Source organism: Shewanella gaetbuli (genome assembly GCF_023284065.1).
GTDB classification, from domain to species: Bacteria; Pseudomonadota; Gammaproteobacteria; order Enterobacterales; family Shewanellaceae; genus Shewanella; species Shewanella gaetbuli.
In genome coordinates this window covers 55,360-75,309 of record NZ_JAKIKP010000017.1, presented here as the reverse complement: position 1 = coordinate 75,309, position 19,950 = coordinate 55,360, and the positions used below count along the sequence as shown (strand labels likewise).

19 protein-coding genes are annotated in these 19,950 nt (G+C 43.0%); 16 read left to right on the top strand and 3 right to left on the bottom strand.

What is annotated here, in order from left to right:
* Positions 1–76 precede the first annotated feature (76 nt).
* Positions 77–673 carry a YhgN family NAAT transporter gene (locus tag L2672_RS16420; RefSeq protein ID WP_248996931.1) on the top strand — a complete coding sequence of 199 codons (597 nt, stop codon included), beginning with the start codon at positions 77–79 and terminating at the stop codon, positions 671–673.
* Between the two features lie 243 nt (positions 674–916).
* Positions 917–1,306 (top strand): PKD domain-containing protein, encoded by a 390-nt coding sequence (locus L2672_RS16415; RefSeq protein ID WP_248996930.1) that lies wholly within the window; start codon positions 917–919, stop codon positions 1,304–1,306.
* Positions 1,307–1,513: 207 nt separating this feature from the next.
* Here L2672_RS16415 and L2672_RS16410 read toward each other — a convergent pair whose 3' ends face one another.
* Positions 1,514–2,089, bottom strand: a complete 576-nt coding sequence (locus L2672_RS16410) for a chorismate--pyruvate lyase family protein (RefSeq protein WP_248996929.1) — start codon at positions 2,087–2,089, stop codon at positions 1,514–1,516.
* Between the two features lie 110 nt (positions 2,090–2,199).
* On the opposite strand from L2672_RS16410, the gene L2672_RS16405 reads away from it, so the two are divergent.
* Both L2672_RS16405 and rlmF read left to right on the top strand, forming a co-directional pair.
* Positions 2,200–2,598, top strand: a complete 399-nt coding sequence (locus L2672_RS16405; RefSeq protein ID WP_248996928.1) for a flagellar basal body-associated protein FliL — start codon at positions 2,200–2,202, stop codon at positions 2,596–2,598.
* Positions 2,598–3,620: a 23S rRNA (adenine(1618)-N(6))-methyltransferase RlmF gene (gene rlmF / locus L2672_RS16400; RefSeq protein ID WP_248996927.1), complete on the top strand. Its 1,023-nt coding sequence runs from the start codon at positions 2,598–2,600 to the stop codon at positions 3,618–3,620. Before L2672_RS16405 ends, rlmF begins: the two co-directional genes overlap by 1 nt.
* Positions 3,621–3,631: 11 nt before the next feature.
* Here the strand turns inward: rlmF and L2672_RS16395 are convergent, their stop codons facing one another.
* Positions 3,632–4,483, bottom strand: coding sequence for a formate dehydrogenase accessory sulfurtransferase FdhD (locus L2672_RS16395; RefSeq protein ID WP_248996926.1), 852 nt, complete (start codon positions 4,481–4,483; stop codon positions 3,632–3,634).
* 380 nt (positions 4,484–4,863) lie between these two features.
* Between L2672_RS16395 and L2672_RS16390 the strand changes: the two genes are divergently transcribed.
* The 12 genes from L2672_RS16390 to L2672_RS16335 all read left to right on the top strand — a co-directional run bounded on the left by L2672_RS16390 (position 4,864) and on the right by L2672_RS16335 (position 18,461).
* Positions 4,864–5,331 carry a DUF3305 domain-containing protein gene (locus tag L2672_RS16390; RefSeq protein WP_248996925.1) on the top strand — a complete coding sequence of 156 codons (468 nt, stop codon included), beginning with the start codon at positions 4,864–4,866 and terminating at the stop codon, positions 5,329–5,331.
* On the top strand, positions 5,328–6,008 hold the full coding sequence (locus L2672_RS16385; protein ID WP_248996924.1) for a DUF3306 domain-containing protein: 681 nt from the start codon (positions 5,328–5,330) through the stop codon (positions 6,006–6,008). The genes L2672_RS16390 and L2672_RS16385 overlap by 4 nt, the downstream gene beginning before the upstream one ends.
* 82 nt (positions 6,009–6,090) lie before the next feature.
* Positions 6,091–7,773, top strand: a complete 1,683-nt coding sequence (locus L2672_RS16380) for a 4Fe-4S binding protein (protein WP_248996923.1) — start codon at positions 6,091–6,093, stop codon at positions 7,771–7,773.
* Positions 7,774–7,783: 10 nt separating this feature from the next.
* Positions 7,784–8,449 (top strand): TorD/DmsD family molecular chaperone, encoded by a 666-nt coding sequence (locus L2672_RS16375; RefSeq protein WP_248996922.1) that lies wholly within the window; start codon positions 7,784–7,786, stop codon positions 8,447–8,449.
* Positions 8,450–8,538: 89 nt separating this feature from the next.
* Positions 8,539–8,733 (top strand): formate dehydrogenase, encoded by a 195-nt coding sequence (locus L2672_RS16370; protein ID WP_248996921.1) that lies wholly within the window; start codon positions 8,539–8,541, stop codon positions 8,731–8,733.
* Positions 8,734–8,752: 19 nt separating this feature from the next.
* Complete coding sequence (locus tag L2672_RS16365) at positions 8,753–11,602, top strand: formate dehydrogenase subunit alpha (RefSeq protein ID WP_248996920.1); 2,850 nt, start codon at positions 8,753–8,755, stop codon at positions 11,600–11,602.
* Between the two features lie 27 nt (positions 11,603–11,629).
* Positions 11,630–12,226, top strand: a complete 597-nt coding sequence (fdh3B, locus tag L2672_RS16360; RefSeq protein ID WP_248996919.1) for a formate dehydrogenase FDH3 subunit beta — start codon at positions 11,630–11,632, stop codon at positions 12,224–12,226.
* Positions 12,227–12,273: 47 nt separating this feature from the next.
* Positions 12,274–13,290 (top strand): formate dehydrogenase subunit gamma, encoded by a 1,017-nt coding sequence (locus tag L2672_RS16355; RefSeq protein WP_248996918.1) that lies wholly within the window; start codon positions 12,274–12,276, stop codon positions 13,288–13,290.
* Between the two features lie 434 nt (positions 13,291–13,724).
* The gene (locus tag L2672_RS16350) at positions 13,725–13,922 is read left to right on the top strand and encodes a twin-arginine translocation signal domain-containing protein (protein ID WP_248996917.1); all 198 of its coding nucleotides are present in this window, start codon (positions 13,725–13,727) and stop codon (positions 13,920–13,922) included.
* Positions 13,923–13,940: 18 nt separating this feature from the next.
* Positions 13,941–16,808, top strand: a complete 2,868-nt coding sequence (locus tag L2672_RS16345) for a formate dehydrogenase subunit alpha (protein ID WP_248996916.1) — start codon at positions 13,941–13,943, stop codon at positions 16,806–16,808.
* Between the two features lie 29 nt (positions 16,809–16,837).
* Positions 16,838–17,407 carry a formate dehydrogenase FDH3 subunit beta gene (gene fdh3B / locus L2672_RS16340; protein ID WP_248996915.1) on the top strand — a complete coding sequence of 190 codons (570 nt, stop codon included), beginning with the start codon at positions 16,838–16,840 and terminating at the stop codon, positions 17,405–17,407.
* 76 nt (positions 17,408–17,483) lie between these two features.
* A complete protein-coding gene (locus tag L2672_RS16335) occupies positions 17,484–18,461 on the top strand; it encodes a formate dehydrogenase subunit gamma (RefSeq protein WP_248996914.1) in 978 nt (325 codons plus the stop codon).
* A gap of 72 nt (positions 18,462–18,533) precedes the next feature.
* Here the strand turns inward: L2672_RS16335 and L2672_RS16330 are convergent, their stop codons facing one another.
* Complete coding sequence (locus L2672_RS16330) at positions 18,534–19,697, bottom strand: iron-containing alcohol dehydrogenase (protein WP_248996913.1); 1,164 nt, start codon at positions 19,695–19,697, stop codon at positions 18,534–18,536.
* Positions 19,698–19,950: the final 253 nt, after the last annotated feature.

The window sequence follows — 19,950 nt, the reverse complement described above, 5'->3', positions numbered from 1 at the left end:
TGTTAGTTCACCTAAAAAAGATATTTACGTATACAATATAGTGCATTGTTATTGATTGATAAAAACTTTGTAACTTATGGATACTTTTTCTGCTGCGGTAATGTTGTTTTTGATTATGGACCCATTAGGGAACCTACCCATTTTTGCTTCAATATTGCGGCATATTGACCCCAAAAAACGTCGTATGGTGCTAATGCGCGAACTTATCTTTGCACTCATTATTATGTTGTTATTTTTATTTGCCGGTGAATCCATTCTGAACTTTCTGAATTTGCGCTCAGAGTCGGTCAGCATTGCGGGTGGCATTATTTTATTTCTTATTGCTATTAAAATGATCTTCCCACAACCTGGCGGCGTGGCAGGGCTTGCGGCAGGTGAAGAACCGTTTATTGTGCCAATGGCCATTCCGCTTATGGCTGGGCCTTCAATTTTAGCTGCACTGATACTATTGGCTCATACAGATAGTAGCCGAATGACTGATTGGACTATTGCGTTGGTTTCGGCGTGGGGTGTTAGCGCGGTTATTTTAATGTTTTATAAAGTGTTCACGCGAGTACTGGGTGAAAAAGGTTTAACAGCCGTTGAGCGTCTAATGGGGATGGTGCTAGTGATGATTTCTGTGCAAATGTTTTTGGATGGTATTTCAAATTACTTGAACCCCGTTAGCCAATAACGACTTATATACACTAGTGATACGTGGAGTTTGAAAACTAGAATAATACGTTTTGTTGTAAACCTCACCATTAAAGGCGACCGCAAGGTCGCTTTTTTTATTATTTTTCATTCGATTAGCCGAATATTCACTCTTGATTGTTTAATTATCGTTAATAATCACTAATAAATAACAAGTCACCAGATTATGCCCTTTAATAAGCCTTTGTCGATATTGCTGGAAATAAGTCGAAGGAGTTTATTGATGAGTAAAGTGTTATATTTATCAAAGGGTTTTATTAATATTGCGGTGATTATTTGCTGCGTGATGAATACAGGATTAGCTTCATCACCAACCGATACGATACCCGCAATAATCAATTTTGATGCGAGTAGTGAAGGGTTAAGTGTTAGTTTTGCCAATAAATCAAAGCAGCAATCCAGTAAATTAACTTATCGCTGGCAATTCGGTGATGGTGCATCTAGTACACTGCAAAACCCAAGTCATATCTATGCAGTAGAGGGGAAGTATCGAGTTTCTTTAATGGCCATCGATGAGCAAGGCAATACTGAAGTTGTCAGTAAAAGTATCACGCTTATAGAAAGTACGTTGCAAGAGCTTGTCATTGTGCAAGGCGCTCATGGTACAAATTGAATGGGAAATTTCGATTGGGTAAAGCCTCGTTTTCGTGGCGGTTTTAAAGCACGAGAGTGTTTGCGCTTGTCTCCACTCAGTCACTCAAGCAAGCATTTATCATTCCCTCGGTGATAAAAGCTTTTATCACTAAATCAGTCATCATTAAGTTATTAATCGCTAAGCCATTCATAACGACATCATTCATCACCATTTAACACTTACCACTTAAACCAAGCGGTATTTCTTTATGTTCTCGACCGCTTTCGGTAAAAATATTTCGCTCACGATTATGTCTTGGCTGCCGATATGAAAATAACGGCGACGTCCCCAAAGTTTATCTAATACCGGTTGAGATAAGCTGGTGGCCAAAGCCGCTAGTTGCCCGCAGGTATCAAATGCTGCGACTTCAATTTTACCCGGAACAATGTCGTTACTGGTAAATAACAGTTCACCTAAGGGTTTATCGCCTAAGTGTAGAAAGTCGTATTGATGATTGTTGAGCAATGTTTGCGGAATTAAGGTGCGTGCAAATACCCAAGGAGTGCCGTCTAAGCTTAATAGTACTTCTCTTACCCAAAATGGCTCAGTTTGTTGTGGTACTTCATGGGGTAAGGGTGATAATAAGTGCTCACCCAATACGGTAACTTTAAAGCTGTCGCAGTGTTTTTTAAGTTTTTCAGTTAAACTGCCTTTAGCAAGTAACCAATTTTTTAGTGGCGTGATAGGGAGGTTAGCTGCGGCTTCTGGAGAAAACCATTGAATTGATTCGCCGTATGGGAAGCTATTTCTGGTCACATTCATTAAAAACTCGTTACAATATACCTAGACCCAAGCAGTTTACCATGCTCAATAAAATGAGACACATAAAAGCGGTTAACTGCTCAACATTGATTCAAGGAGAGCATCACACTATGAAAAAATTTGCTTCAGCATGCATGATATTGCTGTTAGTTGCTTTTAATGTCCACAGTGCTGATGAAGCATTAGAAGAGTACGCCTATTATGGCTTTGAGCCCGAAATCGTCACTAACTATATTGCTAATCGTAAAAAACTCGGCTTCGTGAGAATTAGTGTTGAGTTAATGGTTAAAAACCCTGACGACTTAATGAGTGTTGAACGACACGATCCACTTTTGCGAGCCGCAATTGTTGAAATATTAGGTAACCAAACAGAAGATAAAGTGAAGTCTTTATCTGGTCGGGAGGAAATTCGTCGCGAATGCTATGAAGTGGTTAATCGCTTATTAGAGAACGAAACGGGTAAGCCTTTAGTGGTTAATTTGTTATTTACTAAGTACCTATACGACTAATGCCTGAAAAAAAGCCTGTGCAGGGTAAGCTACGCCCTGCCAAAAAATCTCCAGCGGGTATCAAGCCAACAAAATCACTTCATCCTCGCAATAAGCATAATCAAGGTTATGATTTTGCCGTGTTGATTAAAGCATTACCCAAATTGTCGCAGTTTGTTCGCCCGAATCCCTATGGCAACTTATCGATTGATTTTTCTTGTGCTGATGCTGTTAAAACCCTTAATGCCGCTTTGCTTAAAAGTGATTACCAAATAGATGGTTGGGATATTCCTAAAGGGTTTCTATGTCCACCCATTCCTGGCCGAGTTGACTATTTACACTATATAGCTGATTTATTAGCGGATAAAGGTAAGGTGCCCACTGGTCAAAAAGTGTGTGCGTTAGATATTGGTACAGGTGCCAATGGCGTGTATTCATTACTGGGCATTCAATGTTATGGATGGCGTTTCATTGCCTCAGATATTGACTCTTTATCTATTGAAAATGTAAATAAAATAGCCAGCGAAAACCCTAAGTTAGCCAGCAAGTTAGCGCTGGTGCATCAAACCGATGCTAAGCATATTTTTACTGGCGTGATCCAGCCTAACCAACGTATTGATGTCACCTTATGTAACCCGCCGTTTCACGAATCTTTAGCTGATGCCATGAAAGGTAGCCAGCGAAAAGTGGCAAACTTAGCGGCTAATCGGGTGAAGAAACAACATGGCAATGTGCAGAACAATAAGCCTTCTGAGTTAAATTTTGGTGGCCAAAAAGCCGAGTTGTGGTGCGAAGGCGGCGAGATTCAGTTTTTACGGAATATGATCACCGAAAGCGTGCAGTTTAAGCACCAAGTATTGTGGTTTACCACACTAGTGTCTAAGTCTGAAAACCTAAAGCCTTGCTATGCACTACTCGAAAAGTGCGCCGCCAAAACAGTGAAAACGATTGAAATGCATCAAGGTAATAAACAAACCCGCATTTTAGTGTGGAGTTTTTTAGCCCAAGACATGAGAGCGCAATGGGCTAAACTGCGAATTTAACTTAAGAAACGCTACTTTTTTGCATCAAAGTCGATATTTTCAACGCCGTTGTAAACTAAAAAGTGGCGACCTTTGGCGCGGGCAATAAGCGTAATGCCAAGTTGCTGCGCTAACTCTAGCCCCATTTGAGTCACACCGCTACGTGACAGCAATACTGGAATGCCCATTTTAGCGACTTTGATGATCATTTCTGACGTTAAGCGCCCCGTGGTGTAGAAAATTTTATCTTCGCCACCTTGTTGTTCCATCCACATATCGCCCGCTAAAGTGTCTACCGCGTTATGGCGCCCAACATCTTCGACAAATGCCAATATATTATCGGCTTGGCAGATACCACACCCGTGAACCGCACCAGCATTTTTGTAGGTGTCGTTATAAGCATTGATATTCTTTAAAAGACTATAAATAACGGATTGCTTCAAGGTGACTTGCGCTAAGTTAATTTCATCTAAGCCTTGTAGAAAACTGCCGTAAACCGTGCCTTGCCCACAACCTGAAGTCACTGTTTTTTCAGCTAATTTATCATTTAATCCGTCAATACTTTCTTTGGTAATCACCGCGGCAGAATTCACATCCCAATCAACAATAACCGACTCTAACTGATTAATATCACTAATAAAGCCTTGGTTCTTCAGGTAGCCTAAAGTTAATGATTCAGGTTTAGCGCCTAAGGTCATTAACGTCACAATGGGTTGCCAGTTTAAATAAACCGTCAGTGGACGCTCACAGGCAACAAATTTTTCTAGTGCTTGCCCATTTTCATCATATGCCGTTACAGGCAAAGTAAGCGGAACCTCAGTTTGAGTTTTTACAAACTTCACTTTCGGTTGAAGTAATGGGGTACTGGTTGTGGTATCAGTCATTAGCCAATTTTACCTTTTGAGAGAGTAACCGTCCCCGCTTTAAAGCGTTAAACGGGATGCATCAATGGCAATCTTTTAAATTGATACTAGCAAGAATAACAATTTTTGTTTTTTCAGCATGAACCTGTTGTGTGATGCGTGATCTAGCGCATGTTTTACTTATTCGAGTTATCAAATCGCGTACTTATGTCCTACTTTTAAATACGCTTAAGACAAATTGTCCACATATAGAGAGGCTTTTGCGATCCACCTCAAAAATATCCCTCTTAACTATGTTGGCATTATTATTGCAGTCACTAGATAACTGTAGGGTATTTACAATTCAATACACGCGTTACGTCATTGTTGAATTGTTTAGCGAAATGAAGGTAACACACCGCATGCAACATACCGAAAGCGTTTGGCCAATGTATGTCTCTTTAAAAAAAGTGACCAAGCAAGTAGGCCGCTGGACCACTACAAGCTGGGAGATGGACCAAATGGTTCCTGCTACCCAGCCCGCCCCGGAAGGCGCACAATTAATTTTACTTGAGCTCCATCGTGACCAACGTGGCAGTTATCGCATCAATTTAGATATGGATAATGCCATGTTATATATCGTGTGTGATGAGTTGTCTGACGGAACATGGATTCCAGCCGCAATTTCAGCTGACCAAAATGTCGGTGCAGCTTGCTTAGAGTCCGATACGCCAGTATTTAATGTATTAATGCCAAAAGCGGTAGCGTGCTGGATTGAAGCATTTATCACCCGTCATGGCGAAGTTGAAATTAGTGCTCACCGTCGTCGCCACGTTAATCGAAGAACCAACGAAGGTCCGAGTGCTAATCGTCCTGGGAGAATGCAATGAGTGGTTTGTTAAGTCGTTGGAATCAACGTCGAGAACAAGTTGCCAAGGAAGCTGAACTTGAGGCTAAAGAAACACCCAACACATTAGCAATTGATGACGCTAATGTGACCGAAACAACCGTTAACGGTGCAGAAGTGGCATCGAATGAGGCGGGTGCAGTCACTGACACCCCCGATGCTGAAGAGGCATTGTTAACGGCAGAAGATTTACCGGACCCAGAAAACATTGAAGTGGGTGGCAGTTTTGCCAGCTTTATGGCTAAAAATGTTGATCCAGCGGCTAAAGCCGCAGCATTACGTGCATTGTGGAAACAGCCACAGTATGGCCATATCGATGGGCTATTAGAGTATGCGTTAGATTATTCAAACCAGCCCAAGCTGTCGGCTGATGTGTCAGCGGAGTTGGCCAAAAAAGTCTTCAAACATGTTATTGAAAAAGAAGACAAAGAGCAGCAAGAGAGCGAACAAGGCCACACTGAACCTGCGTTGGCGAACGATACCGTATTGCCAGATGAGCAAGCTGATAATGTTGAAGATAATGCCAGTGATGCGGCGGAATCTGAAGTGGCTCAACTTGAAAATGATTCACACGATAATGGCGTTAATGAGTTTGTGCCGTCTGATGAACTGTCTGCTCAAATAGCCGCCAGTGATGAGGCTGTGCCAGTTAAAGTTTAAGCGTCAAAAAGTATTAAATCGCAGATAAGATTTTAAAAATTATAGAGGGTGATGCCTCTATACATAAGAGTTTAGGAACGCAATGAGTATGAGACAATCCCAGCCAGAGCTTAAACAAGCTCGGCAGCAAGTGATGGCGAGTACCCAAATTCTTCAGAATTTGATCCCGCCCACCGTCAGTTATACCACTCAAGGCCATGTATTAATTATTGGCCCAGAAGATTTAGCCCGTTTAGCGGCTGATTCACTTCCAACCATGGCCAGTCGTGTCATTTTGGCGAATGAAACGATTACTAGCCAAGATGAAGCTCACCTTGAAAAAGTGATCAACGCAGCCGAAGGTGTTGAAAGCTTTTACAACAAGCTTAAAGGCATAAAAGGTTTTCTAGGTCAGTTTCAGGTGAATGTTGATGCTGATGAAGGTGGTGTCGCCGAGTTAAGCAAAGTGGCCATTAGGCAAGCTCATTTTGATATTATTTTAGACTTAAGCACTTCCCCTTGCATTAACCTAGAAATGCTCCCTGTTGGCTATCTTTATGTGGGCCAAGATGAAGCGAAATTAGCCGATGCTATTGCTCAAATACCTGACTTAGTGGGTGAGTTTGATAAGCCTCGCTACGTTAAAGTGAATGCTGAGGTATGTGCCCATAACCGTAACGGCTTAAATGGGTGTAATCGTTGTTTAAATTTCTGCCCTGCTGATGCGATTAGTAGCATTGAGCAAAAAATTGAAATTGACCCATATCTGTGTCACGGCGCAGGTAGTTGTACTAATTTATGCCCAACAGGGGCAATTAGTTATGACTTACCTACACCTGCTTCATTACATTCATATCTTGAAAAGCTCATTAGTCGTTATCGTAAAGAGGCACAAGTTGCCCCAGTGATTTTATTCCACGACAACATGAATGGCAGCGAGCTTATCACTGAGCAATTATCAGGTGATGTTCTTCCTATTGCGTTGGAAGAAATTACCGTTGCCAGTATTGATCATTGGCTAGCAGCATTAGCGCACGGTGCGCGTGAAGTTTTGATTTTAAATACAGACTCAAGCGCACCTACACTTGTACAAATGCTACAAGGCGAGTTGAGCTTAGCAAACCGTATTTTAGATGAAATGGGTCAACCACAGCGTTTACGTTTAATCAACGAAACCGATTTAGCAAACCTAGCAGAGCCTTTGGCTATTAGCACAACTTGGCCGGTAATTGTGCCAATGGTACATACAGCAACGCCAAATGTGACCAATGCTAAGCGCGACATGTTGTATCAAGCCATTGATCACCTCAATAGCCAAGCCGCTTCTATTCAAACTCAAGTTGCTATCGCCAATGTTCCTTATGGGCAAGTTAAGGTCGATGTCGATAAATGTACTTTGTGTATGTCGTGTGTGTCGACCTGTCCAACCCAAGCATTAAAAGACGGTGGCGACAAACCTGCACTACACTTTGTAGAGCAAGATTGTGTGCAGTGTGGCTTGTGTGAAAGTGCTTGCCCTGAAAAAGTTATCAGCCTTGTGGCACAGGTTAACTTTGATAAAGAAAGTCGTCAGGCGTTAACCACCTTGAAAGAAGAAGCACCTTTTGAATGTATTAGATGTGGTAGCGAGTTTGCTACTCAGTCAATGGTACACAAAATGGTGGAAATGGTCGGCGCGCATAGTGCCTTTAGTGCCAATGTAGAACGCTTGAAAATGTGCGGTGACTGCCGCGTAAAAGACATGTTTGAAGACATCCTTCAAGATCCAGAAAAGCAATTGCGATAAGAGATCTGCTATGACAGAAACAGTAAGAGAAATCAGCGAAAACGATCAACTAAGAGCCGATATTTATCAGCTATTAGCCGCATTACTACGTCGTCACCCAAGCCAAGAATTACTTCAGTTCTTGACTGAGTTAGACGTAGAAGCCGATGAAGGCAATGCAATGAGTCAAGCATGGATAGCATTAAAGCAAGCAGCAGCAAAAACCGACACCAATACCGTAGAAGATGAATATTTTAATATTTTCTTAGGAGTAGGCAGTGGTGAAATTTTGCCGTATGGCAGCTGGTTTATGACCGGTTCCCTTATGGATAAACCATTAGCTGTTTTACGTAATGACCTGATGCAAATGGGGTTTGAGCGTGAAGAAAACGTTAAAGAGCCAGAAGATCATGTCGCTGCATTATGCGAAGTGATGGGTATTTTAATTCTTGAAGCGCCGGGTTATCGCCAATTAGCGTTTTATCAACGTCATTTAGGCTCTTGGATTGCCCGTTTTTGCGAGGCCTTAGCGAAAACCCCAAGTGCTGACTTTTATGCTGCGGTTGCACAGCTTGCCAGTGCGTTTTTTGCCGCAGAAGTAAACGAATTTGAACAACTGAGTTTAGATATTCCGGTTAACTGCCCAGGCAGTGAAGAGTTAGACCCAATTGACAAACAAGCTGTACAAGTAAACTGATGATTTGGGCATGCCTAATGAATTTTAGGCATGCCCCGTAGTAAGTCATTTATGCCCTTATTAAGGGTGATTTTAATTAAGGAGAAACTATGAAGAAGCAAGCTTCCGACATGGGACGCCGTCAAGTGCTAAAAACATTAGCATTAGGTAGCGCCGCAGGTGCCGTTGCTAGCGTAAGTGCACCAGCATTAGCTGCGGCACCTAAAGCCGCTGACGCCCCACAAAGCAGCAACTATCGTGAAACAGAGCATATTCGTAATTACTATGCTTCGTTAAGTAAATAACCTTATAGGAGAGGGTGAAATGCAATTAACCCGTAAATCTGACACAGCCGTTAAGGCTGAAAAGCCAGGACTAGGTCTAAATCGACGCCAGTTCCTTAAGTCAGCAAGTTTAGCAACAGGCGGCATTGCTGCAGCATCAATGTTAGGTGCAGGCATGATGCGTAAAGCAGAAGCTAAAGACGTACCTCATGATGCACCAACTGAAGTTGTTCGTACTATTTGTTCACATTGTTCAGTGGGCTGTGGTATCTATGCTGAAGTTCAAAATGGTGTTTGGACAGGTCAAGAGCCTGCATTCGACCATCCATTTAACCAAGGTGGTCACTGTGCTAAAGGCGCATCATTACGTGAACATGGTCATGGTGAAAAACGCTTAAAATATCCAATGAAGCTAGAAGGCGGAAAATGGAAGCGTTTATCTTGGGATCAAGCGATTGAAGAAGTGGGTCAAAAAGCCCTCGATATTCGTGGTGAATCAGGTCCTGACTCTATCTACTTCATGGGTAGTGCGAAATTTTCAAACGAGCAAGCTTATCTATATCGCAAATTCGCGGCAATGTGGGGCACGAATAACGTCGACCACTCAGCTCGTATTTGTCACTCTACCACGGTAGCCGGTGTTGCTAACACTTGGGGCTACGGTGCGCAAACTAACTCGTTTAACGATATCCGCAACTCAAAATGCATGATGTTCATCGGTTCTAACCCATGTGAAGCTCACCCAGTGGCGATGCAACACATTCTAACGGGTAAAGAACGCGGTGCAAAAATCATTGTTGTTGATCCACGTTTCACACGTACAGCAGCTAAGTCTGATGAGTATGTTCATATTCGTCCTGGTACTGACATTCCGTTTATTTATGGTTTGTTATGGCACATCTTCGAAAACGGTTGGCAAGATGAAAGCTTCATCTCGCAACGTGTATACGGCATGGAACGTATTCAAGAAGAAGTGAAAAAGTACACGCCAGAAGAAGTTGAGCACGTAGTCGGTGTGCCTAAAGCGCAAATGTACCGTGTTGCAAAAATGATGGCTGAAACTAAGCCTGGCACCATTGTATGGTGTATGGGGGGTACTCAGCATCACGTGGGTAATGCGAATACCCGTGCATACTGTATTTTACAGTTAGCACTCGGCAATATGGGCGTTGAAGGCGGCGGAACAAACATCTTCCGTGGTCACGATAACGTACAGGGCGCAACTGACTTTGGTTTGTTATTCGATAACTTACCAGGTTACTACGGCTTAACATCAGGTGCTTGGGGCCATTGGTCAAATGTATGGGACTTAGACCCTAACTGGGTTAAAGACCGTTTTGACCAAGGTGAATATTTAGGTCAGTCGCCGCAAACTTCTGCAGGTATTCCTTGTTCTCGTTGGCATGATGGTGTGTTAGAAGACAAAAACAAGATTGCTCAAAAAGACAATATTCGTTTAGCGTTTTTCTGGGGCCAGTCTGTTAACACCGAAACCCGTGGTCGTGAAGTGCGTGAAGCATTGAACAAAATGGACACGGTTGTGGTTGTGGATCCATTCCCAACTATGGCAGGTGTAATGCATCAACGTACCGATGGTGTTTATCTATTACCTGCGGCAACTCAGTTTGAAACGTATGGTTCAGTATCTGCATCAAACCGTTCACTACAGTGGCGTGACCAAGTTATCGAACCATTATTTGAGTCATTACCTGATCACGTGATCATGTATAAATTGGCTAAAAAATGGGGTATTGCAGAGCAGTTCTGTAAGCACATTGAAGTTAAAAATGATGAGCCAGTGGTTGAAGATGTCACTCGTGAGTTTAACAAAGGGATGTGGACAATTGGTTATACAGGCCAAAGCCCTGAACGTTTGAAAATGCACCAGAAAAACTGGGGTACTTTCGATGTTGACTCATTAGAAGCGCCTGGCGGCCCAGCGAAAGGTGAAACTTATGGTTTACCTTGGCCTTGTTGGGGTACACCAGAACAGAAGCATCCAGGTACGCAAATTTTATATCGTACTGGACGTGAAGTGAAAGACGGTGGCGGTAACTTCCGTGCCCGTTATGGTGTTGAGCACAACGGTAACAACATTCTTGCCGAAGGTTCATTCTCTAAAGGTGCTGAAATTCAAGACGGTTACCCAGAGTTTACTGCTGACATGCTGAAACAGCTTGGCTGGTGGGACGACTTAACCGCTGAAGAAAAAGTACATGCTGAAGGTAAAAACTGGAAAACCGATATTTCTGGTGGTATTCAGCGCGTGGCAATTAAGCATGGCTGTATTCCTTACGGTAATGCAAAAGCACGTTGTATTGTATGGAACTTCCCAGATGATATTCCATTACACCGTGAGCCGTTATACACCCCTCGTCGTGACTTAGTGTCTAAGTACCCAACTTACGATGACCGTATGGTTGCACGTCTTCCAACACTTTATAAATCGATTCAAGACAAAGACTTTGCTAAAGATTACCCATTAGCACTGACTTCTGGTCGTTTAGTAGAGTATGAAGGTGGTGGTGAAGAAACGCGTTCTAACCCATGGCTTGCAGAACTTCAGCAAGAGATGTTTATCGAAATGAACCCTGCAGATGCAGCTGATCGTGGTATTCGCGATGGCGATGATGTGTATGTTCACGGTCCAGAGGGTGCGAAAATCACTGTGAAAGCAATGGTAACACCTCGTGTTATTGCTGGTGAGTGTTTCATGCCTTATCACTTTGCTGGTGTATTTGAAGGTGAAAGCCTAGAGAAAAACTATCCGGAAGGCACAGTGCCTTACGTGATTGGTGAATCTGCAAATACGGTATTAACTTATGGTTATGACGTTGTGACTCAGATGCAAGAAACTAAGTCCAGCTTATGCCAGATCAGCAAAGCATAATTCAACTTGATGAGGAGATAAGCCATTATGGCAGTCATGAAATTTTTGTGTGACACCAAGCGCTGCATCGAGTGTAACGGTTGCGTCACAGCTTGTAAAAACGAAAACGATGCCGCACTTGAGTGGGGTATTCAACGTCGCCGCGTAGTCACCATTAAAGATGGTGAGCCAGGTGAAGCATCCATTTCTGTTGCTTGTATGCATTGTACCGATGCGCCTTGTATGGCAGTTTGTCCGGCAGATTGTTTCTACCGTACAGAAGACGGCATTGTATTACACGACAAAGATACGTGTATCGGTTGTGGTTACTGCTTCTATGCTTGCCCATTTGGTGCGCCACAGTTCCCTAAAAAGACCGCATTTGGTAGTCGCGGTAAAATGGACAAGTGTACTTTCTGTGCTGGTGGCCCTGAAGATGATCATTCAGATGCCGAGCGTCAAAAGTACGGTGCAAACCGTATTGCAGAAGGTAAGTTGCCAATGTGTGCTGAACTTTGTGCAACAAAAGCTCTGCTAGCGGGTGATGCGGGTGTGGTATCTGACATTTATCGTCAGCGTATGGCACAGCGTGGTAATCCGAATGTGATTTGGGGTTACAACCCAAAAACAGGCGAGATGATCTAAACCCACTGGATGGGCTGTAATTTATTACAGCCCAATGAGGAGTGACAATGTTAAACACATCGTTAAACAAATCACTGCGAATGATGTTTGCGCTTGTAGCTTTGATTATTGGTTTGGGGTTGGTTATGCCAACAGCCCATGCCGCAGATGATCAATCTAGCCAACAACAAGCAACCACCAGAACCAGTGATGCGGATCTTTGGCGCGCAGTTAAAGCAGGTGAGTCGGGATACTCGACTGACAAAGCCTTAGAAGCAAATGTGTTAATCAACAAAGCCGGTAATGAAGGTAAAGAAATACGTAACACTTACTTAAAACCTGCCATTGTGTTGGCAGTGTTTGGCGTATTTGGTGCGTTTTTACTGTTTTTCTTAGTCAATGGGCCCTCTAAATTATCCCATGGTTTTTCAGGAAAAATGGTACTTCGCTGGACAAGTGCAGATGTATGGCTGCATTGGATTATGGCTATAGCATGCTTAATCTTAATGTTAACTGGCATATTTATTATGCTGGGACGCCATTTCATTGCACCATACGTAGGGGAAGGACTATGGGCAGGCATTATTTCTGCTAGTAAGTTCATCCATGATTGGTCTGGCCCTGTATTTATTGTGTCTTGGTTGATTTGTGTAATCAAATGGATGCCACTACAACTCTTTAAGCTTTACGACTTAAAGTGGTTTTTAGTGGTCGGTGGTTATATTAATTTCGGACCGTTTAAAGGTAAGCATCCTGACAGTGGATTTGCCAATGCCGGTGAGAAAATGTGGTTTTGGACCTTAGTGATATTTGGTCTATTTATCAGCATTACCGGATTAATGTTAGTCTTACCAAACCTTGATTTACCACGTGAAGCGTCAATTGCTGCTTTGTTGGTTCATGGTATCAGCGCAGTTATTTTGATTGCGTTCACCATTGTCCACATTTGGATGGCAACTGTGCTCAGTGAAGGTGGTATGGAGTGTATGGTGTCAGGCTACTGTGATGAAAACTGGGCAATCCAGCATCACAACCTATGGTATGACGAAATTAAAGAAAATGGCTCTTTAAAATACAAGAGTTAACTTAATCGTAATTACTTGTTTGAGAATAATAAACACCCCGCGGTTTAACACTTCGGGGTGTTTTTATATCTGCGTTTTCCAGTTCACAATTGCCAACAATTTTTTAATAAATGCGTTAACCGAAAAGTAAAAAACAACAATAAAACAACCTGCATGCCAATGTGGCTTAACAATGTAGTATCTATGTTTTTACCTTTGTTTTTCAGTGGCTTCTGCAAGTGTGATCTACATAGTATTTTTGTTTATTTATAATGATAAGGCTCCCATATAAGGGGCTAGATCAACAAATACGTATTCTTCCATCCCTAATATACTCCCCGAAAATTCCATAGCGAGCAGATATGCAAGTTACTCGGTTTTTACAACACAATTTGTTAGCACCATTAAGGGTGCATATGTATACCAGGAAGTGAATACTTTCAATGGGAGATTAAATGAGTAAGCAACAAACTGATCTGAATCGCAGATCTTTGCTGAAAGCCTTAACCATTGGCGGAACAGCAAGTGTCGCCATAGCAGCGACAGGCATCAAGGTTGCTCATGCAACTGAGCAAAGTGCCACGAAATCGAATGCAAATGGCTATCAAGAAACAGCCCACATTCGTAGTTACTATGATAGCTTACGCGGCTAGTTTAGGAGAATTACAGCGATGAAATTAACTCGCAAGTCAACCACGACACCACAAGCAGGAAAAACTGAGCTTGGCATTAACCGTCGTCAATTTATGAAACAGATGAGTGTGGCAACTGGCGGTATCGCGGCAGCTTCTATGCTTGGTACTGGAATGATCCGTAAAGCCGAGGCTAAAGATATTCCTCATTCTTCACCAACTGAAGTAAAACGCACTATTTGTTCTCACTGTGCAGTAGGTTGTGGTATTTACGCTGAAGTACAAAATGGTGTGTGGACAGGCCAAGAACCTGCGTTTGACCATCCATTTAACCAAGGTGGTCACTGTGCTAAAGGCGCATCATTACGTTATCACACGCATTCTCATAAACGTGTAAAATATCCAATGAAGCTGGAAAGCGGTAAATGGAAGCGTGTATCTTGGGATGATGCTATCAATGAGATTGGCGACAAGATGTTAGATATTAAACAAACATCTGGCCCAGACTCTGTTTACTTTATGGGTAGTGCTAAGTTCTCTAACGAAGGCGCATACTTGTACCGTAAGCTTGCAGCAATGTGGGGCACAAACAACGTCGACCACTCTGCTCGTATTTGTCACTCTACCACTGTAGCCGGTGTTGCTAACACTTGGGGTTATGGTGCGCAAACTAACTCATTCAATGATATTCGTAATGCGAAAAACATTTTTATCATTGGAGCGAACCCAGCTGAAGCTCACCCAGTTGCTATGCAGCACATTTTGACAGCCAAAGAGCGCGGCGCAACTATTACTGTTGCTGATCCTCGTTACTCTCGTACTATGGCTCATGCAGATGTGCACTTACCATTACGTCCAGGTACTGACATTCCGTTAGTGTATGGCTTAATGTGGCATATTTTTGAAAATGGCTGGGAAGATAAAGACTTCATTCGTACTCGCGCTTGGGGCATGGACAAGATCCGTGAAGAAGCAAAGCGTTGGACTCCTGAAGAAGTTGAAAACGTCACCGGTGTTTCTCGTGAAGCCGTTTATGCTGCAGCGAAGCACATGGCGCATCACCGTCCAGGGACTGTAATTTGGTGTATGGGTGGTACTCAGCATCACGTTGGTAACGGCAACACTCGTATCTACTCAATCCTTCAGCTAGTGTTAGGTAACATGGGCATACAAGGTGGCGGTACCAACATTTTCCGTGGTCACGATAACGTTCAAGGCGCAACAGACATGGGCTTGTTATTTGATAACTTGCCTGGTTATTACGGTGTAACAACCGGTGCTTGGGAACACTGGGCTCGTGTATGGGACTTACCATTTGATCAAGTTCAGGGTCGTTTCGATGCATCACCTTACTTAGGTCGTGATCCTATGACCACTCCAGGTATTCCGTGTTCACGTTGGCACGACGGTGTATTAGAAGACAAAGAAAAGTTAGCGCAAAAAGATAACGTACGTTTAGCTTTCTTCTGGGGGCAATCAGTTAACACTGAAACTCGTCAGATGGAAGTACGTGATGCGTTAGATAAGCTAGAAACTATCGTTGTTGTTGATCCTTATCCAACAATGGCTGCAGTGATGCATCGTCGTAAAGATAATGTATATATATTACCTGCGGCAACTCAGTTTGAATGTGAAGGGTCATTGAATAACTCTGGCCGTTCGGCTCAGTGGCGTCAACAAGTGGTTGAGCCTGTGTTCGAGTCTAAAAACGACTTAGAAATTATGTATCGTTTGGCGGCTAAAGTCGGTATCGCTGATACATTAACTAAACACATCAAAGTGGAAGGCAATACGCCAAGCCCTGATGACATCATGCGTGAATATGCTAAAGGCATGCGTTCAATCGGTTATACAGGCTGGAGCCCAGAGCGAATTAAAGCTCACACGATGAACTGGGGTGATTTCTCTGCTGAAACATTAGAAGCACCTGGTGGCGTGAATAAAGGCGAAACCTACGGTTTACCTTGGCCTTGTTGGGGTACGCCAGAGCAGAAGCATCCTGGTACGCAAATCCTTTACCGAACAGACCGTAATGTTAACCAAGGTGGTGGTAACTTCCGTGCACGTTTTGGTGTTGAATTTGAAGGTGAGAGCATTCTTGCTGACAACTCTGCTTCTGTTGGCGCTGAAATTCAAGACGGTTACCCACAATTTGACGACGTCATGCTTAAACAGCTTGGTTGGTGGGATGAACTGACTGCAGAAGAGAAAGTATTAGCGGAAAACCGCACTTGGGCAACAGATTTAGGTGGCGGTATCGTACGTGTGGCACTGGCTCACAACATGATCCCTTATGGTAATGCTAAAGCACGTTGTCGCGTTTGGACTTTCCCTGATGAAATCCCGCTGCACCGTGAGCCGTTATACACACCGCGTCGTGACTTAATTGCTAAGTATCCAACTCATGATGACATGCAAGTACATCGTCTACCGACTCTGTATAAGACATTACAAGACAAGGTTATCAGTGACAACTTAGATAAGAAGTACCCATTAGTGGTGTCTTCTGGTCGTTTAGTTGAGTACGAAGGTGGTGGTGAAGAATCTCGTTCTAACCCTTGGCTTGCTGAACTTCAACAAGAAATGTTCATTGAAATGAACCCTGCTGATGCAACAGATCGTGGCATTCGTGATGGTGACAATGTGCGTGTTGAAGGGGCAGAAGGTGGTTACATCTTCATTAAGGCTATGGTCACTAACCGTGTTAAGCCTGGTCAAACTTGGATGCCATATCACTTTGCCGGTGTAATGCATGGTGAAGAGTTAGTGTACCCAGAGTCAGGTGGTGACAGCACTAAACCTTATGTTGTGGGTGAATCGGCAAACACAGTACTGACTTACGGCTATGATCCTGTGACACAAATGCAAGAAACCAAAGTGTCACTATGTCAGGTCGAAAAAGCCTAATTGCAGTTTAAGCGAGGAGAAATGCCAATATGGCTACAATGAAATTTTTATGTGATACCAAGCGCTGCATCGAATGTAACGGCTGTGTCACAGCATGTAAAAACGAAAACGACTCTGCTTTAGAGTGGGGTATTCAACGTCGTCGCGTAGTGACGATTAATGATGGTGTTCCAGGTGAAGCGTCTATTTCAGTGGCATGTATGCACTGCAGCGATGCCCCTTGTATGGCAGTATGCCCAGCAGATTGTTTTTACAAAACTGAAGACGGCATCGTGCTACATGACAAAGACACCTGTATTGGTTGTGGTTACTGTTTTTATGCTTGCCCATTCGGCGCGCCACAGTTCCCACAAAAGTCAGTGTTTGGCGGTCGTGGCAAAATGGATAAATGTACTTTCTGTGCCGGTGGTGCTGAAGAGAACCATTCAGAAGCAGAGCGCAAGAAATATGGTGCAAACCGTATTGCAGAAGGTAAGTTACCAATGTGTGCTGAACTTTGTGCAACAAAAGCATTGCTTGCCGGTGATGCGTCTGTGGTTTCTGACATTTACCGTGAGCGTGTTGCTTCTCGTGGGTCTAACAAAGCAATTTGGGGATAACCTAAGTTGTTGAGTTAGTCCGTAGCGTGTCTAGGTGCTTGGCGTACAAGCACCTAGTGACTCAAAAGGATGTAACATGAAAAAAATACTGATGGCTTTGGCCGTTGCAGTTACCTTGTTTTTCAGTGTCACAGCATTAGCTAATACTGACGCTAGTGTTGAGCAAGGTGCAACAGAAGGGCAAATTTGGGCGCAGGTGAAAGAGGGCGCTCAAGGTGTGACCACTTCGACTGGAGAAGCACATAACCAATTAATTAATACCTATGACCTGCGTGTATTTGAATTACGTAGTGATATTTTAGCGCCAGCATTAATGGCTGCGCTATTCGGTATGATTATTGTGTTTATTCTGTTCATTAAAATTAATGGCATTTCTAAGTTGCATGGTGGTTTTTCGGGCAAGATGGTGTATCGCTGGTCAAAGTTTGACGTGTCGATTCACTGGTTAGGCGCGATTCCATGTATGTTGCTTATTTTGACAGGCTTAGTGCTGATTGCTGGTCGTTTTTTCTTCCAGCCTTATATCGGTGAAGGTGTGTGGGCTACTTTAGTTAATGCATCTAAGCTGATCCATGATTACATGGCTATTCCATTCATGCTTGGCTGGTTGTTAATGACGGTACTTTGGGCTAAAAACCAAATGCCTAAAATGTATGATCTTAAATGGATGATGGTTGTCGGTGGTTACATCAACTTTGGTCCATTTAAAGGTAAGCACCCTGATGCTGGTTTTGCTAACGCTGGTGAAAAAATGTGGTTTTGGGCCTTTGCGTTATTTGGCCTAGTGATTTCAGCATCGGGAATGCTGTTATTATTCCCTAACGTATTTGAACCTAGCCGCACCGTTAGCTTAATTGCGTTAGTGCTTCATTCCGTTAGTGCCATTATTATTACTGCATTCTCAATCGTACATATCTTCATGGCAACAGTGATGTCTGAAGGGGGTATGGAGTGTATGGTATCGGGCTATTGTGATGAAAATTGGGCTACCCAGCATCACAACCTTTGGTTTGATGAAATTAAAGAAAACGGTACCCTCAAGTATAAAGAGTAAGCCTAAGCTTATATTGGCTTAGTTATTACAAATGATTAAACGCCTTATGGTTTTCCACAAGGCGTTTTTTTATTACCAAGCCATTTCTAGAATTTGTCGACTTATGGCCAGATCTACTTTACCCGTTTCAGATAGGGCCGTCATGCCATGCGCCTCAAGCGCTTTAATCACATCATCAAGTTGAGACTTTTCGATACCGTGATCACGTAAGCACGTTTTTAGCCCTACTTGCTGGAAAAATGCTTCGGTTTTAGCAATTGCTTGCTCAACGCGTTCGTCGTCACTGCCTTCGGTAATATCCCAAACACGCTCAGCGTACTGTAATAACTTCGCGTGTTTTTGTGGAGTGAGTACGCGCCAAACTGACGGTAATACCGCCGCTAAGGTTTGAGCATGGTCAATATTAAATAACGCAGTTAATTCATGGCCAATCATATGGGTAGTCCAATCAAATGGTACGCCCACACCAATCATGCCATTTAAGGCTGAAGTGGCACTCCACATTAAGTTTGCTCGGGCTTCATAATTGGTTGGCTCGGCAACAGTAATTGGGCCAATTTCAATTAAGGTACGCATAATGCCTTCAGCCATTCTATCTTGAACGCGCGCATCTACTGGGTAAGTTGCATATTGCTCGAGTACATGAACAAAAGCATCCACTACACCATTAGCCACTTGAATACTCGGTAAGCTAAAGGTTAATTTAGGGTCAAGAAATGCAAATGTTGGGTAAATGGCCGGATGATTTACAGGAAACTTGCCCCCTTGATAACTAACCACGGCGAAGGCGTTCATTTCTGAACCGGTTGCCGGTAAGGTTGCAATGACGCCTAGCGGAATAACCTTATCTGACTCTACAGGTACTGGTGTAAAGCCGTACTTTAATAAATTCGCTTCATCTTGGTCGTATTGAATGGCTAATGAGATAAATTTAGTCCCATCCATTACTGAGCCACCGCCTACTGCAAGTAAGAAGTCGACTTGGTTGTCTCTAGCAACGCTTACCGCTTGCATTAATGTATCAAACTTGGGGTTAGCTTCTATACCGCCAAATTCGAATACGGTGCGATCACCTAAAGCCGCTTTAACTTTGTCTAAGGTGCCAAAACGAACGACGCTGCCTCCGCCATAAGTAATGAGTACCCGAGCATTTGCAGGAATAAGTGTGGCTAGCTCTTCAATTCTATCTTGACCAAACACAATATGGGTCGGGTTACGGTAATTAAAGTTTTGCATAATTTCACCTTGGGTTAAGTCAATAAACGTCGTTATTGGTTATATCAATTGGAACGCCATAAAAAGCAGTAATGGCCGATAGAGCTATGATAAACCTCTATCATTAAATAAACATACCTATAACTACTTGCTTGATGCCTATTCCTGCTTTATTTTGTTTTTTTTAAAATGTTTATGGATTTATCTATGCTTTTTTCTGCTTTTTGTGTGTTATTGTTCTATTTGCTGAATTGATTGCTGTATCAATTATTAC